The organism is Paenarthrobacter sp. PPS72 (assembly GCF_048537125.1).
Taxonomy (GTDB): domain Bacteria; phylum Actinomycetota; class Actinomycetes; order Actinomycetales; family Micrococcaceae; genus Arthrobacter; species Arthrobacter nitroguajacolicus_E.
In genome coordinates this window covers 38,524-52,394 of record NZ_JBLYIE010000029.1, presented here as the reverse complement: position 1 = coordinate 52,394, position 13,871 = coordinate 38,524, and the positions used below count along the sequence as shown (strand labels likewise).

Below are 13,871 nucleotides of genomic sequence, written 5' to 3'. Positions count from 1 at the left end.
AAGCCCCGGAAAGTAAGGATCCTACGGCGCGGACTGCCTGACTCGCATCTCGAACGCCGCCCTCGGCTGCTGGACGGTCCGCACGGCGTCTTTGCTCTCAATCCGCTGAATGAGGAGTTCGACGGCGCGCTCCGCAATTTCCGCACGCCCCGGCGCCACAGTGGTCAACGACGGCGATGCGAACCGCGACTCATCAATGTCATCAAAGCCGGCCACCGCTATCTCCTCCGGGACTTTCCGGCCGCGGACCAGGAGTTCGTGCAACGCCCCCAGCGCGAGGGCGTCATTGAGCCCGAAAATGGCGTCGAATTCCACTCCGCTGTCCAGCAACTTCGCGGTCGCTTCAGCACCGCCGTCGCGACGCCAATCGCAAGGGACCACCAGCGCCGGATCATGCTCAACACCGGCGGCGGCGAGCGCAGCCCGGTACCCGCGGAGGCGGAGGCCGTTGCTGCCGGCTTCGTCGCCGTCGTGCGCGCCCAGAACGGCTATACGACGGCGGCCGCCCGCCAGCAGATGCCGGGTAACTGCAGCGGCGGCCTCCTGGTTTTGGATAAGCACCATGTCCAGCCGCGGGTCCTGGACGAATTCGCCCAGGAGGACCAGCGGTTTCTTGCCGGCAGCAGCGATGATCTGGTCGGCGTCGAGCGCCAGCGGGATGAAGAGGAGACCGTCGGTAAGGCTGCGGAACTGCCCCTGAAGCGCAGCTTGCTCGTGTTCTGCCTCGTTGCCGGACTGCTCCACCAGAACACGGTAACCGCGTGCCCACGCCGCCTTCATGATGTCCGACGCGAGCTCGGCGTAGTACGGGACGGAGAGATCGGACAACACTAATCCGAGCATGCTGGTCTTGCCGGATCGGAGGCTGCGGGCCGTCAGGTTGGTTTCGTAGCCGAGCTCGTCGATCGCATCAAGGACGCGTTGTTTGGTGGCAGGCCGGATGAACTCGTAGTTGTTGATGACGTTGGAGACCGTCTTCAACGAGACTCCCGCCGCGCGTGCGACGTCGTTCATGGTGACGGCCATGCGGGTGCTCCTTCTTTCAGTACGTTTGTATACATCGTTGCAGATGGGAGGTTTTATACGGCGTCCATCACGGCGGCGACTGCCTCAATTTCAACCAACTGGTGGTCGTAGCCGAGGACTGTGACGCCCATGAGGGTACTGGGGACATCGTGATCTCCGAAAGCTTGGCGCACCACTTCCCATGCTGCAACCAAGTCGGCCTGCTGCGTCGAGGCGACCAGGACGCGGGTGGAAATGACGTCTTGGATTTCGGCTCCGGCAGCTTCCAAGGCCAGGTGCATGTTTTCGATTGCCTTCTCCGCCTGGGCTTTATAGTCACCCATTCCTGCTGTGGAGCCGTCCTCGTTAAGCGGGCAGGATCCCGCCAGGAAGATTAGCCGGGCACCTGCACGAGCAGAGGCGGCGTAGGCGTATTCCGCGACGGAACTGAGCTGCTTGGAGCGAATGAGGGAGACTGCGCTTGGCATGGAAGTCCTTTTGTTCGGTTGGGTACATCCCATCACGGGCGTCTGCCCTGTCATGTTGGATGGCATCGGCGTAGTGTCGGAAGTAGGAGATTTCGGGAGCGACTATTGGTCCGGAGTTGAATATCCGGGCTTTGCGCGAACACGAGCGCACTGCCGCCCAGCTGGAGATGCGTGGACTCCGGTGTTGCTGGAATTGAGGCCGCATGGCCCAGAGTGACGCAGTCCCCACAGCTGAACAGCTGCAGGACCTGCTTTTGGAAAGCCCCGGTTTCACCGAATTCCTCCTTGGACTGGCAACAATTTCGGCGTCCCTGTTGGGCGGCGATTCTCCCATGCTGTGCGCCATCACCGTCGAACGCGATGGGGGCCCTTCCACGGTTGCCAGCAGCAGTGACGCTGCCCTCCGGCTGGATGAAAAGCAATACGAGTTCGACGACGGCCCTTGCCTCACGGCCCTCCGGCAACAACGGACGGTGTTGATTCCGGACCTTCAGACCGACGACTCCTGGCAACACTATGCAAAGGCAATTTCCAATGAGGGCGTCCGGACTGTGCTGGCAGTGCCGATCACAACGGATGACGGGTCACAGTGTGCCCTGAACTGCTACTCCACGGAGCTGGGGACCTTCGGTCCGGACACGGTGAGCCGGGTGGAAAGGCATGCCGAATCGCTGTCCCGTATTCTGCGGTTGGCCCTACGCATGCATGCCGAGGACCCCTATCCTGAACATCTGCGGTCCGCTTTCAAATCCCGCGCAATCGTGGATGCGGCTATCTCCCTGATCATGGTGCAAAACCATTGCAACAGGGAATCAGCGCTCCGATTAATACAGGTGGCCTCGCGCAACAGCAATAAACGGCTTCACGAAATTGCCGGAGACATCCTGGACCGTGCCGGCTATATGGACCAGAGGGGAAGGTAGATTCGATGAATGCCGAACCTTGGGGGGGCTGGAACACCGTGGAGTTTGATCAACGCCTGCAAGCATCTTGCAGATTCCAGGTTGAAGATATCGGCCTCAATAGACTGTGGACGTACTATTTCGGGATTGGAGGAAACGCCGACGAATTAGCTTTGGAAGCCTACCTTAACGAACTTCTGGCTCTCGCCCCGGGTCAGATGGAACTCGTAGACACTGCCATGAAGGAGCTCAGCTCCGACGATCGGACGGAATCCGCGAGCAGTAGTGAGGAAACACAGATTGACTGAAACCCAGCCCTCGGAACACATCCCAGTCCCTGTCCCGGACGAGGACCACGTAGATCTGACAGACTTCCTGGCGCACCTGCAGGAGTTGCTCGTAGAGAATGCCGACATTCGGGAGTTCCTTCAGGATCTCGTAGACATGACTGCCGGAAGACTCAGCCGGAATGGCAACACCATCGCTTGCGGCGTGACCGTTATTCGGCAAAAAAGCCTGTAGCCGTGGCGGACAGCGATCCCCTGGCCCGCAAACTGGACGACATCCAGAACAGTTTCGGCGACGGCCCCTGCCTTTCCGCCCTGCGGACACGCACCATCACCCATGTCCCGGATGTCCGCGAGGAAACACGCTGGGCGGACTATATGCAGGCGGCCACTTGCACTGATGTCGGCTCTATTCTCGCTGTGCCCATGGAACTGAACAGCACTGCGGAGGCTGTGGTGAACCTCTACTCAACGCGCCCCCACGGCTTCTCCCATGAGGACATCGTCGCTGCTGAGAGGATCACCGCCACAGGAGCGAAGGCGCTGTACTTGGCACTAAAGATTGCCCAGCTGCGGGACGCGCGCGAGAACCTCGCAGCTGCCTTGGCGTCGCGCACGGCGATTGATACCGCCGTCGGAATTGTCATGGCACAAAACCGCTGCAGCCGCGACGCTGCCTTCCAGATTCTGGTCAGCGCCTCCAGCCACCGCAACATCAAACTTCGCACTGTAGCGGAGGGCGTCATCAACCACGTTGCGGGAGACCGGAATATCTCCACAGCATTCGAGGAGTAGCGCTTAGCTCATTTCAGTTGGGGTACGAGGTTATAAAAGCACTAGGCTGGAATTGCTAAGCGGGAGTCCTGCAACTACAGAATTTACGTGCCGGCTTGCCGACAAGAACCACCCGGGAGACAACCATGACGAAGAAGCAACTTCCTCTGGATGAGCTCTCTGGCGCCATCGGCAGGATACTGGGCCTGCTCCTCACTGAGGAAAAGGTGGATCAAGCCGTTCAGAACCTTTCGCAGGCCATTAAGGAATCCGTCCCGGGGACCATCGGGGCGGGAGTATCCATCCTCGATTCCCAAGCCCGCAGAACCAGCACAGGTTTTACGGACAGCATCGTGGAGCAAGCCGACCACCTGCAGTACGAACTAGGCCAAGGTCCTTGCCTTACCGCTTGGGCTTCTGAGGAATCGGTCATCATCAACGATGTCCGCACCGATGCCCGTTGGCCGGAGTGGACTGCCGCGGTCAGCACGCTACCCATTCGATCCGTGGTCAGCGCCCCTCTCATGGCCAACGGACACAGCATCGGCGCTATCAAGGTCTACTCTCCGGAGCCTTCGGTTTTTGAAGGTGCTGCCGCGTCCCTCATGGAGCTCTTCGCTTCCCCCGCCGCCACCCTTCTCTCTCACATCCAGAGCGCCGAAACGCCCAAGCGCATCAGCGAGGGCCTCCAGATGGCTTTGCACAGCAGGGACCTGGTCAACCGCGCCTGCGGAATCCTCATGGAGCGCCACAAATTCACTCATGAACGAGCCCTCCAACAACTCATACTTCAGTCACGTGACAAGAGCCGTAGCCTGCAGGAAGTCAGCGCGGAGCTAATAGCCGGGATTCCGGCAGACCGGAACTAAGGCCGCAGGACAATGGGCTTCGATAACAACGAACCCGAGCAACGCCGCAGACTCCATGCGGCACTCTCAGGCGCGGGTATCACCACAGGAACTCTGTGGCTGCAGTACTTCAGCATCGGCGGATCGGTGGGCGAATACGAGGTTGAGGCTTATCTGCAGGGCATGCTCTCCCTCCCCGAACTGGAACGCGACCTCCTGGCTATGGCGGCAAACGAGCTGTCCAACAGCGGTCCCGGCCCCCACGCTCCTTACTCTGACGAGTTCCCCCTGGACGCTCCGCGGGAAACCGATTCCCCGGACGACGGCCCCGCTTCTGCGTAGCTGTCACACCCCGCTCATTTTTCCGCAACGCGCCCGCAACATACATGCGCAAAGCTGGGTTCATAGACGACGCGCAGCCAGCTGAGGGGTGGCAAACATGAGCATTGCAAACAGGGATCTTTTTCAAGCGCTGAAGACACAGGCCAGCTTGGCCCAGGCCTTCGGCACGTTGCCCGGCGGCAAGGATGAGCCGCACGCGCTGAAACCGGGTGAGTACATCGAGGCATGGCACAACGGCCGCCTCTATCACCGGGGCACCGTAGTCAAAACAGTGGCCGGTACCGACCTCTTTTGGCTCCAGGACCAAACGGGCAGCCGCCGTTTGCTGGATATGGAGTCGATGGAAATCGTGACGGGCGATGCGTCGGCACCTGCAACGGCCCCGGCACCTGCATCGCAGGCACCGGAGCCGGCCCCGACAGCCACGGTCACACCGATTTCGGCGTACCCGATCTTCCGGGACGGTTCGCAGGCTATTGCCTAGGCGCTGAGCGCCAGGCGGATCATGGTCCAGCTCACGGCGGGCAAGTCCGCGGTGAGGCGGCCGCCGTCGAGCTTTACACTGACGTTTTCGGACGGCAGGACTGACGTGGAATCGTCAGCCGTCGCCTGCCAGTACGGGTCCTTGTTCGTGTAGGTGACAGCCTCGATGATTTTGCTTGCGTTGAGGCTTCCGACGGCGGCATCCAGTGTTAGCGCGTCCGTCACCGAGCGGTTCACGGCGAAGACCACGGCCTGGTTGGCTTCGGCGTCGTACGTGGCCACGGCTGACAGGGCGGTGAAACCCGAGGTCTTTCCGCTGGAAAGCTGCGGGGCTTCGACGGCGAGATTCAGCACCGCGCCTGAGGCGTGCTGCGATGTGAGCGCGAAGGGGTGGAACGTGGTCTGCTTCCAGGCGCGGCCGCCCGGCTCAGTCATGATCGGTGCGATCACGTTGACCAGCTGGGCGAGGCTCGCCGAGTGGACGCGATCCGTGTTGCGCAGCAGCGTAATGAGGAGGTCGCCCACCACCACGGCATCCGCCACCGTGTAGCGGTCCTCGAGCAGCACCGGCGCAACCGGCCAATCATCACCGGTAGGCACCTTGGATTCGTCGCGGGACATGTGCCATACATTCCACTCGTCAAAGGAAATGTTTACCTGCTTCTCCGACTTGATGGCCGACTTCACGTGGTCGATATGGGACACCAGGTCCCTGATGAATGCTTCCATCCGGTGCCCGGCGGACAGGTGCTCCTGCAGGTCGCCAAAGTCCTCGAAGTACTGGTGCGCCGAGATCAGGTCCACCAGTTCGTACGTCTCGTGGAGGACCACGCGCTCCCATTCACCAAACGTGGGCATGGTGGGGCCGGAACTTCCACACGCCACCAGTTCCAGGTCCGGGTTGACCATGCGCATTGCCCGCGCCGTTTCTGCGGCAAGCCGCGCGTATTCGCCTGCTTTCTTGTGGCCGATCTGCCAGAAACCGTCCATCTCGTTTCCGAGGCACCACATCTTGATGTTGTGGGGTTCGACGGCGCCATTGGCCTTGCGCTGTTCGGACAGGGCCGTTCCGCCCTTGATGTTTGAGTACTCCAGCAAGTCCAGGGCTTCCTGCGTTCCCCGAGTGCCCAGGTTGACGGCCATCATGGGCTCCACACCGGCTTTCCCGGACCACTTGGCGAACTCGTCGACGCCCACCAGGTTGGGGTCGCTGGAGTGCCAGGCGAGATCGAGCCGGGTGGGGCGGTCTTCCTTGGGCCCCACGCCGTCTTCCCAGCGATAGCCCGAGACGAAGTTGCCGCCCGGGTACCGGACCGTGGAGACGCCCAGTTCCTTGGTGAGGTCCAGGACGTCGGTGCGGAATCCGTCGTCGTCAGCCTCGGGGTGCTCCGGCTCGTAGATGCCCGTGTAGACGCAACGTCCGAGGTGCTCCACGAATGCGCCGAAGGTCTTCCTCCTGACGGGGCCTACGACGTATGCGGGGTCGATGGTGATTTTGGCGGTCTCTTTGTTGCCCAAAGGGTGGGTCCTAATCTCTCGGGTTTCTTGGCTTGCAGAATTTCTATAACGTTGTAGAAACTATGCTGACTGCGATGAGGGGTGTGAGTCAAGGGATTTCTTCGCCGGGCTCACCTTGTCCCGCTCTTGTTCGCTGGGCACACCGTTGTGCGGCGGGAGATTCGTACGAGTGCGGGCCTGGGTGCGGGTCAAGGCGACCGGGCTCCGACACTCAACCTTGTTCGCCGGCCCCACCGTTGTGCGGCGGGCAGTGCGGACAAGGGCGGGATCCATGCCGGGGCAAATAAAAAACAGGCCGGAGACTCAAAGTCTCCGGCCTGTCTTGGAGGGTGGGCCCTGTGGGGATCGAACCCACGACCCACGGATTAAAAGTCCGATGCTCTACCAACTGAGCTAAAGGCCCCTCCAGCTGTAGAAACAGCCATGAATACTGTACCCCAACGTCACGGCAGACGAGGAACTCAAGGTGACGTGCGCCGTCGTCACCTGCTTTGGGGGAAGGTACGACGGCGGCGCGCGGCGGCAGCGGCGTGTCGAGCCCGGGACTGCGGCATAAAGGGTCACGAAGCAACAACCGCAGCAACAACCGCAGCAAAAGCGCAGCCCCGGCAACCGTTACTCGACCCCACCAAGGCACAGGAGTACGGTGAAGTCATGAGCGAACAGCCAGGATCACGTGCGTACGGCGGAGCAAACAGGCACCACAAGCCCAAGCCCTTCGCGCCCATCGATTTCGAACCGTTCGCCGGCGGGGCAGATCCTGCCCGGGTTTCGGAGGCAGCCCACCTCGCTGCCCAAGCGCTGGTGAGGCGCGGCCGTGACAGCGACGACCCCAAGGTCACCCGACGCCTGGTAAAGCTGGCTGATGAGCAGGGGCTCGAAGCCATCGCCGAGATGTGGGCAGAAAGCCCCGCCCGAAGCCTCCCGGGAGCACTCTGGAGGCTCTACGCCCTCCGCGCGGCCACCATCCAAAATCCCGAGAAAATCTCGGTTTACTTCAGGGCCGGGCGCGACACCGCGCAGGTTTCCAACGTCGTGGCGGGTGCAGCTGAGCCGCCGGGAGCCGACGAAATGAAGACCATGGCTGACGCCATTTTGTCCGGCGCTTTCGACGGCGAGTTCGACGTCGCGCTGGAGCGTTCCGCCGCGTTCTGCCGCGTGGTGGCACTCGGCCAAGCGACCCTGGCCGACGGCGCGGAGCACAGCAACGAGGGCCACGCCAGCAAGCTCACACGGAATTCGCACCAGCTGGTGAAGACCGCCGAAGACCTCGAGCATGCTGCCAACGCGTGGCGCTTGGGCGAGCTCGACTAAGCAGCAAAAGAGGCGAAACGTACCCACGTCGGGCCCGGCCTGTCAATGTTGACTTAGCCCGCCCGACGGTGAAAACTAAAGCTGGTGTCGAACCGCGAAACCCCCGGGCTTCAACTTACAGCCGCTTCGAGCGGCCTACCGCCGAGAGGCGTATCCGGTTCGGCACCATTTTTATGCCCGAACGCAGTTTGCCCGGGCCTGCACTAAGGCAGACCCGGGCAAGCGCCGCAAATTACTTCAGCGAGACCGTGGTTTCGGCCTTTTCCTTCTTGTCGTGGTCCAGCTTGCCGTCAGCTGCGGCAGGAGTCAGGGTCGCTTCGATCTCAGTTTCCTTGCCCGCGGCGTAGGCAAAGTTCTCGGCAATATTGAAGGACTCTCCCGGCTTCAGCACAAACGGGGCCTTCTCCTTCAGCTTCACGCCGGAGCTGGAAAGCCCGTGCTTCTTGTAGCCATCGCTGCTGGAATCGGACGGCATACCACCCATGTACTTCCAGTCCGTGTACTTTGCCTTGGGCGTGACGAGCGAGTGACTCAGGGGGATGTCGGCCGACGAGGTGTTGGTGACCACGTAGTTCAGGTACACGATCGGATCGCCCTTCTTCAGCAGGTTCTCCTTGGTTTCCTTGTCCACGAACATACTGTCCTTGGACGCGACATCGGTGGCCACCTGGTAGATGTCTACGCTGAAGCTGTCGCCCTTGAGGCTGCCCAACTTGTCCCCCGCTTCCGAGACGGGCAGAGCCCAAGCGGCTACTTTGTACGAGCCCGAGGAGGTGCCGGCACCCCCTGACGACGTGGAGGCCGGCGAGGCGGGCGAGGACGGCGAGGCGGGCGCAGACGAGGACGACGACGATTCGGAACCATCGGTCGTCGAGCCCGCCGTGGTGGTGCCACAGGCGGTCAGGGCCAGCAGACCGGCGAGGGCCACGCCGGTGATTTTCATTACATTGTTGAGTCGCATAGTTCCCCCATTGAGTGGATTAATTCGGGTGCGTCCATAGTCTTGCACAGTGAAGGGGTGGCCGCGATGGGGACTACTCCCCGCCACGGCGCCTACCGCTTCCCTGACCTGGTAGCAGTGCCGGTAAAGTTGGGGTTGAAACGGGTGGCGTCAAGTCAAACCACTCGTGCCCATCCGTCCCCAGCCCGGAAGCGAAATGAAGCTGCGCCTTTTTCCCCAGGAACCTGCCGGGCTCGTACTGCTCGCGCAGATGGCCGGCGTCATTGTTGCCGCTACCGGAACGCTCTCCGAAATACTCGGCACACCGGCCACTGAGCACCAGCGCCTCGCCGAAGAACTGCACGAGCACGAGTCCAAATCCCTGGACCTGCACTTCGCGCTGCTGACGCACATGCGCACCAGCTTCGTGAACCCCCTCCCCCGCGAGGACATGTACACGCTCTCCCGCCACCTCAACGAGGCCATGGAGAAGCTCGACGCCGCAGGGGAGCTCGTGGCGCTCTACAAACTTGACCGCCTCCCCAAGCGCGCTGCGGACCAGTTGGAGATCATCAGCCGGCAGGCCGAACTCACCGTGGACGCCATGCGGAAGCTTGAAGACCTGGACGAACTTGAGGACTACTGGATCGAGATCCTCAGGTTGGCCAAACGCGCCGAGCGCTCTCACCGAATCTGGGTGGCGGAGATGCTCAAGGATATGAAATCCACGCAGTACGCGCGGCACCGGGATATCGCCAACCAGCTGGTGGAAGTTACCAAGGACATGCGGAAGGTCGCCACCCAGGTAGGCAGCATCATCGTCAAGGAATCATGACGTGATCATCGCCTTCCTGGTCCTCGTAGTTGCTTTGGCCTCCGGGTTCGCGTTCCTCAACGGCTTCCGCGACGTCTCCAACGCCGTCGCGCTTTCCACGCGGACCCGTGCCCTCACACCTTCCATCGCGGTGCTCCTCGCCGCCGTCTTCAACTTTGCGGGTGCCATGCTCGCCGGCACCTTCGTCCTGGCCTTTACGCAATCGTGGATCACGTTGCCGGAGGGAACCAGCGGCCTCACCATGCTGGCGTCCGCGCTAACCGCAGCCATCTTGTGGGGCGTGTACGCATGGTGGCGGGGCATCCCGCTGTCGTCCACCAACTCGCTGATTGGTGGCCTGATCGGCGCGGGGGCAGCGAGCGTCCTCGTGGGCGGTAATCCGGTGGACGGCATGGACAACGTCCTGCTGACCCAAGTGGCGCTGCCGCTGGTCCTCTCCCCCATCATCGCGTTCGTGGCCGCGTATCTGCTGGTATGGCCGGTGACGTGGGCGGCCCGGTACACGCAACCCAACGTGGTTAACCGCAGGTTCCGCCGCGCACAGGCGATCTCGGCAGCCGCTGTTGCCTTCGGCCACGGGCTCCAGGATGGTCAACGTACGGCTGCTGTCATGGTGTTGGCCATGGTGGCTGCCGGCTTGTCCAGCGGCAGCGACGTGCCGCTCTGGATTCTCCTCCTCACGGCCCTCATGCTCACCGCGGGCACCATGTTCGGCGGTTGGCGGATCTCACACACCCTCGGCCACAAGCTCATTCGGGTGGATCCGCTACGCGGTTTCGTGTCACAAACTTTGACGTCCGTGATGCTTTTCATCGGCGCAATCGGTTTTCACCTGCCGTTGTCCACCACCCATACGTTGACCGCCTCCGTGCTCGGTTCGGGCGTGAATCAGCGTTTCCACGCCGTCAACCGGCGCTTGGTCAGGAGGGTCCTGCTGTTCTGGGTGGCCACCCCGCTGATCACGGCCGCAGCGGCCTTCATCCTTGAGCTGGCGTTCTCGCCCCTCGCGGACTTGTAACCCTCCCGCACGCACCCAAGTAGGTCGCAGATCAGGTCGTTCCCAGCGCTGGGAACGACCTGATCTGCGACCCAGTTGGGCAAGAAAAAACGACGGCGGCCGTACCCCCAAGGCGACGGCCGCCGTCGTTCCGTGCCGACTCCCCCCATAGAAGCCGGAACCTGCAGAACCCCTTATCCGAAGCGGCCGGAGACGTAGTCTTCCGTTGCCTTCTGGCCGGGGTTGTTGAAGATGCTGGTGGTGTCAGCGAACTCGATCAGCTTGCCGGGCTTGCCCGTGCCTGCGATGTTGAAGAACGCGGTCTTGTCCGACACACGCGCAGCCTGCTGCATGTTGTGGGTCACGATCACCACGGTGTACTGGTCCTTGAGCTCGTTGATGAGGTCCTCAACGGCCAGGGTGGAGATGGGGTCCAGGGCGGAGCAGGGCTCGTCCATGAGGATCACCTGGGGCTCAACGGCAATGGCGCGGGCGATGCACAGGCGCTGCTGCTGGCCACCGGAAAGGCCGGAGCCGGGCTTGTCCAGGCGGTCCTTGACCTCGTTCCACAGGTTGGCGCCCACCAGGGACTTCTCCACCAGGGCATCGGCTGCGCCCTTGGAGATCTTCTTGTTGTTCAGCTTCACGCCGGCCAGCACATTGTCGCGGATGGACATGGTGGGGAACGGGTTGGGCCGCTGGAAGACCATGCCCACCTGGGTGCGGACGGTCACCGGGTCCACGCCGGGGCCGTAGAGGTTGTCGCCGTCCAGGAGGACTTCGCCTTCAACGCGTGCGCCGGGGAGGACCTCGTGCATGCGGTTCAGCGTGCGGAGGAAGGTGGACTTGCCGCAACCGGAGGGGCCGATGAAGGCCGTCACGGACTTGGCCTGGATGTTGATGTTGACGTCCTCAACGGCCAGGAAGTTGCCGTAGTAGACATTCAGGTCTTTGACGTCGATGCGCTTAGACATGGTGTTCCTTTGTTCCTTGGGGGTGTGGAAGTTTGAAGTGAGCGCCGACGGGTTCCGGCGGCCGGCCCGGCTAGCGTCCCGTTTTGGGTGCGAACAGACGGGCGATGAGGCGGGCTCCGAGGTTCAGGAGCATCACCAGGATGATCAGCACCAGGGCGGCGCCCCAAGCACGCTGGTCCGAGGGGCCAGGGTTGGACGGCGACGTCGGGTTGAGGATCTGTGTGTAAATGAACGTGGGAAGCGATGCCATCCAGCCACCAAAAACGTTGTTGTTGATGGTGGTGGCGAAGCCTGCGGTCACCAGGATCGGCGCGGTTTCGCCGATAACGCGGGCGATCGCCAAGGTGACGCCGGACGCGATGCCTGAGATCGCCGTCGGAATAACCACCTTGGTGATGGTGCGCCACTTGCGCACGCCCAGCGCGTAGGAGGCCTCGCGGAGCTCGTTCGGGACGATCTTGAGCATTTCCTCGCTGGAACGGACCACAACAGGGATCATCAGGACGGAAAGCGCGACGGCGGCTACCGCACCGGTTTTGGTGCCTGGGCCCACGATGGCGAAGAAGAACGCTGCTGCGAAGAGACCGGCCACGATGGACGGGATGCCGGTCATGACATCCACGAAGAACGTGATGGCACGGGCCAGCGGGCGGTCGTTGCCGTACTCCACCAGGTAGATGGAGGTAAGGAGGCCCACGGGGACGGAGATGACCGTGGCGAGCAGCGTGATCTGGATGGTGCCCAGCAGTGCGTGGTAGATACCGCCCAGGACCGGGGCGCCTTCCTCTGCTGCCTTGTTATCGAAGGCGCCGGTGACACCGTTCATGGACGTACCCAGGAAGCCGGGGGTGATGAGCCCGGGGATGCCGTTGACCAACACTGTGACGATGACCGAGATCAGCGGCAGCAAGGCAATCAGGAATGCGCCCACCACCAAGCACGTGGCGAGCTTGTCCTTGGCTTTGCGGGCGCCTTCAACAGCGCCGCTCCAGGAAACCAGGCCGACGGCGAAGAGGATGGCCGAGACGATGCCCCAACCGAAAGCGTTGAAGCCGATGAGCGCCAGGATGGCCGCGCCTACAACAAGCGCGACTGCCAGGACAATGTAGGGCGCGAACTTGGGCAGTTGGCCCTTGGTGAGCGCTGAGCGCTTGCGGACTACTGTGGCGGACATTTAGTTGGCTCCCGAGAATTCTTTGTGCCGGGTGATGATCCAGCGGGCGATCATGTTCACGCCCAGCGTGATGACGAACAACACCAGGCCGGCTGCGATCAAGGTGTTGACCTTGATACCGCTGGCTTCGGGGAAGTTCAGGGCGATTTCCGCGGCAATGGTCTGGTTGCCGGACTGGATGAGGCTGGCAGTCAGGACACCGGAGGACAGCACCAGGGCAACGGCCATGGTCTCGCCAAGTGCCCGGCCGAGGCCCAGCATGATGGCGCTGATGATGCCCGGGCGGCCGAAGGGAAGCACGGCCATCTTGATCATTTCCCAGCGGGTAGCTCCAAGTGCGAGCGCTGCTTCTTCGTGCAGCTTGGGGGTCTGCAGGAAGATTTCGCGGGACAGGGAGGTGATGATGGGAAGGACCATGACGGACAGGACGATGCCTGCGGTGAGGATGGTCTTGCCGGTAGCGGATGCCGGTCCTTCGAAGATGGGGATCCAGCCGAGGTAGGTGGCCAGCCAGTCGTAGGCCGGGGAGATTTCCTTGGCCAGGAAAGCCGCACCCCAAGCGCCGTACACAACGGAGGGGATAGCTGCGAGCAGGTCCACCACGTAGCCGAGGCCCGAAGCGAGCCGGCGCGGGGCGTAGTGCGAAATGAACAGTGCCACACCGATTGCTACGGGAGTGGCAATGACGAGGGCGATCACGGCGGCAATCAAGGTGCCCACCACGATCGGGGCGATGTAGGCGAAGAAGCCGTTTCCACCCTGGATGTCCTCAGCCGGGGCGGTCAGGGCAGGAATTGCCTGCACTACAAGGAACAGCGCGACTCCGAAGAGGACCGCGAGAATCAGGCACCCTGCGGCCATGGCGGCCCCGGAGAAAACCTTGTCCCCGGCGCGTCCTGCGCCTTGGGAGGTTGTCAGGGAGTTGGTGGTCACTTCACGTTCCTTCAGTCTGGAGTGAACTGGTCTTACATGGCTAAGTTCCCTGCCCCG

General features: G+C 62.2%; 17 protein-coding genes and 1 tRNA gene. 10 read left to right on the top strand and 8 right to left on the bottom strand.

The features are described 5' to 3' along the window. Window positions 1–21: 21 nt before the first annotated feature. Both ACLRGI_RS14205 and ACLRGI_RS14200 read right to left on the bottom strand, forming a co-directional pair. Complete coding sequence (locus ACLRGI_RS14205) at window positions 22–1,026, bottom strand: LacI family DNA-binding transcriptional regulator (protein ID WP_419202279.1); 1,005 nt, start codon at window positions 1,024–1,026, stop codon at window positions 22–24. A gap of 53 nt (window positions 1,027–1,079) precedes the next feature. Next, window positions 1,080–1,493: a RidA family protein gene (locus tag ACLRGI_RS14200; RefSeq protein ID WP_419202278.1), complete on the bottom strand. Its 414-nt coding sequence runs from the start codon at window positions 1,491–1,493 to the stop codon at window positions 1,080–1,082. Window positions 1,494–1,696: 203 nt separating this feature from the next. Between ACLRGI_RS14200 and ACLRGI_RS14195 the strand changes: the two genes are divergently transcribed. The 7 genes from ACLRGI_RS14195 to ACLRGI_RS14165 all read left to right on the top strand — a co-directional run bounded on the left by ACLRGI_RS14195 (window position 1,697) and on the right by ACLRGI_RS14165 (window position 5,130). After that, window positions 1,697–2,416 (top strand): GAF and ANTAR domain-containing protein, encoded by a 720-nt coding sequence (locus ACLRGI_RS14195; RefSeq protein ID WP_419202277.1) that lies wholly within the window; start codon window positions 1,697–1,699, stop codon window positions 2,414–2,416. A 5-nt stretch (window positions 2,417–2,421) separates the two neighbouring features. Then, window positions 2,422–2,703: a hypothetical protein gene (locus tag ACLRGI_RS14190; protein WP_419202276.1), complete on the top strand. Its 282-nt coding sequence runs from the start codon at window positions 2,422–2,424 to the stop codon at window positions 2,701–2,703. After that, complete coding sequence (locus ACLRGI_RS14185; RefSeq protein ID WP_419202275.1) at window positions 2,696–2,917, top strand: hypothetical protein; 222 nt, start codon at window positions 2,696–2,698, stop codon at window positions 2,915–2,917. The genes ACLRGI_RS14190 and ACLRGI_RS14185 overlap by 8 nt, the downstream gene beginning before the upstream one ends. Window positions 2,918–2,919: 2 nt before the next feature. Further along, on the top strand, window positions 2,920–3,477 hold the full coding sequence (locus ACLRGI_RS14180) for a GAF and ANTAR domain-containing protein (RefSeq protein WP_419202274.1): 558 nt from the start codon (window positions 2,920–2,922) through the stop codon (window positions 3,475–3,477). A 125-nt stretch (window positions 3,478–3,602) separates the two neighbouring features. After that, window positions 3,603–4,325, top strand: coding sequence for a GAF and ANTAR domain-containing protein (locus ACLRGI_RS14175; protein WP_419202273.1), 723 nt, complete (start codon window positions 3,603–3,605; stop codon window positions 4,323–4,325). A gap of 12 nt (window positions 4,326–4,337) precedes the next feature. Beyond that, window positions 4,338–4,646, top strand: coding sequence for a hypothetical protein (locus tag ACLRGI_RS14170; protein ID WP_419202272.1), 309 nt, complete (start codon window positions 4,338–4,340; stop codon window positions 4,644–4,646). 97 nt (window positions 4,647–4,743) lie between these two features. Then, on the top strand, window positions 4,744–5,130 hold the full coding sequence (locus ACLRGI_RS14165) for a hypothetical protein (RefSeq protein ID WP_419202271.1): 387 nt from the start codon (window positions 4,744–4,746) through the stop codon (window positions 5,128–5,130). Here ACLRGI_RS14165 and arfA read toward each other — a convergent pair. Both arfA and ACLRGI_RS14155 read right to left on the bottom strand, forming a co-directional pair. Continuing rightward, complete coding sequence (gene arfA / locus ACLRGI_RS14160; RefSeq protein WP_419202270.1) at window positions 5,127–6,647, bottom strand: arabinosylfuranosidase ArfA; 1,521 nt, start codon at window positions 6,645–6,647, stop codon at window positions 5,127–5,129. The two genes, ACLRGI_RS14165 and arfA, sit on opposite strands and share 4 nt — an antisense overlap. Window positions 6,648–6,977: 330 nt before the next feature. Then, window positions 6,978–7,050 (bottom strand) — tRNA-Lys (locus ACLRGI_RS14155). A gap of 251 nt (window positions 7,051–7,301) precedes the next feature. On the opposite strand from ACLRGI_RS14155, the gene ACLRGI_RS14150 reads away from it, so the two are divergent. Continuing rightward, on the top strand, window positions 7,302–7,961 hold the full coding sequence (locus tag ACLRGI_RS14150) for a hypothetical protein (protein WP_011772972.1): 660 nt from the start codon (window positions 7,302–7,304) through the stop codon (window positions 7,959–7,961). 232 nt (window positions 7,962–8,193) lie between these two features. On the opposite strand, the gene ACLRGI_RS14145 is transcribed toward ACLRGI_RS14150, so the two are convergent. After that, window positions 8,194–8,904, bottom strand: a complete 711-nt coding sequence (locus ACLRGI_RS14145; protein ID WP_419202269.1) for a hypothetical protein — start codon at window positions 8,902–8,904, stop codon at window positions 8,194–8,196. 214 nt (window positions 8,905–9,118) lie between these two features. Between ACLRGI_RS14145 and ACLRGI_RS14140 the strand changes: the two genes are divergently transcribed. Then, the gene (locus ACLRGI_RS14140) at window positions 9,119–9,736 is read left to right on the top strand and encodes a DUF47 domain-containing protein (protein WP_419202268.1); all 618 of its coding nucleotides are present in this window, start codon (window positions 9,119–9,121) and stop codon (window positions 9,734–9,736) included. 1 nt (window position 9,737) lies between these two features. Continuing rightward, window positions 9,738–10,754: an inorganic phosphate transporter gene (locus ACLRGI_RS14135; protein WP_419202267.1), complete on the top strand. Its 1,017-nt coding sequence runs from the start codon at window positions 9,738–9,740 to the stop codon at window positions 10,752–10,754. A 173-nt stretch (window positions 10,755–10,927) separates the two neighbouring features. On the opposite strand, the gene pstB is transcribed toward ACLRGI_RS14135, so the two are convergent. The 3 genes from pstB to pstC all read right to left on the bottom strand — a co-directional run bounded on the left by pstB (window position 10,928) and on the right by pstC (window position 13,814). Continuing rightward, on the bottom strand, window positions 10,928–11,707 hold the full coding sequence (gene pstB, locus ACLRGI_RS14130; protein WP_011772968.1) for a phosphate ABC transporter ATP-binding protein PstB: 780 nt from the start codon (window positions 11,705–11,707) through the stop codon (window positions 10,928–10,930). Window positions 11,708–11,777: 70 nt separating this feature from the next. After that, window positions 11,778–12,881 carry a phosphate ABC transporter permease PstA gene (pstA, locus tag ACLRGI_RS14125; protein WP_419202266.1) on the bottom strand — a complete coding sequence of 368 codons (1,104 nt, stop codon included), beginning with the start codon at window positions 12,879–12,881 and terminating at the stop codon, window positions 11,778–11,780. After that, the gene (gene pstC, locus ACLRGI_RS14120) at window positions 12,882–13,814 is read right to left on the bottom strand and encodes a phosphate ABC transporter permease subunit PstC (protein WP_017197022.1); all 933 of its coding nucleotides are present in this window, start codon (window positions 13,812–13,814) and stop codon (window positions 12,882–12,884) included. It abuts the gene before it with no gap. Between the last annotated feature and the right edge of the window lie 57 nt (window positions 13,815–13,871).

What these genes read in the sequence shown, in the direction of transcription:
- ACLRGI_RS14175 (WP_419202273.1), top strand. Translation starts at nt 3,603, where the DNA reads ATGACGAAGAAGCAACTTCCTCTGGATGAGCTCTCTGGCGCCATCGGC.
- pstA (WP_419202266.1), bottom strand. Translation starts at nt 12,881, where the DNA reads ATGTCCGCCACAGTAGTCCGCAAGCGCTCAGCGCTCACCAAGGGCCAA.
- ACLRGI_RS14205 (WP_419202279.1), bottom strand. Translation starts at nt 1,026, where the DNA reads ATGGCCGTCACCATGAACGACGTCGCACGCGCGGCGGGAGTCTCGTTG.
- ACLRGI_RS14200 (WP_419202278.1), bottom strand. Translation starts at nt 1,493, where the DNA reads ATGCCAAGCGCAGTCTCCCTCATTCGCTCCAAGCAGCTCAGTTCCGTC.
- ACLRGI_RS14150 (WP_011772972.1), top strand. Translation starts at nt 7,302, where the DNA reads ATGAGCGAACAGCCAGGATCACGTGCGTACGGCGGAGCAAACAGGCAC.
- ACLRGI_RS14140 (WP_419202268.1), top strand. Translation starts at nt 9,119, where the DNA reads ATGAAGCTGCGCCTTTTTCCCCAGGAACCTGCCGGGCTCGTACTGCTC.
- pstB (WP_011772968.1), bottom strand. Translation starts at nt 11,707, where the DNA reads ATGTCTAAGCGCATCGACGTCAAAGACCTGAATGTCTACTACGGCAAC.
- ACLRGI_RS14165 (WP_419202271.1), top strand. Translation starts at nt 4,744, where the DNA reads ATGAGCATTGCAAACAGGGATCTTTTTCAAGCGCTGAAGACACAGGCC.
- ACLRGI_RS14190 (WP_419202276.1), top strand. Translation starts at nt 2,422, where the DNA reads ATGAATGCCGAACCTTGGGGGGGCTGGAACACCGTGGAGTTTGATCAA.
- ACLRGI_RS14195 (WP_419202277.1), top strand. Translation starts at nt 1,697, where the DNA reads ATGGCCCAGAGTGACGCAGTCCCCACAGCTGAACAGCTGCAGGACCTG.
- ACLRGI_RS14170 (WP_419202272.1), top strand. Translation starts at nt 4,338, where the DNA reads ATGGGCTTCGATAACAACGAACCCGAGCAACGCCGCAGACTCCATGCG.
- ACLRGI_RS14145 (WP_419202269.1), bottom strand. Translation starts at nt 8,904, where the DNA reads ATGAAAATCACCGGCGTGGCCCTCGCCGGTCTGCTGGCCCTGACCGCC.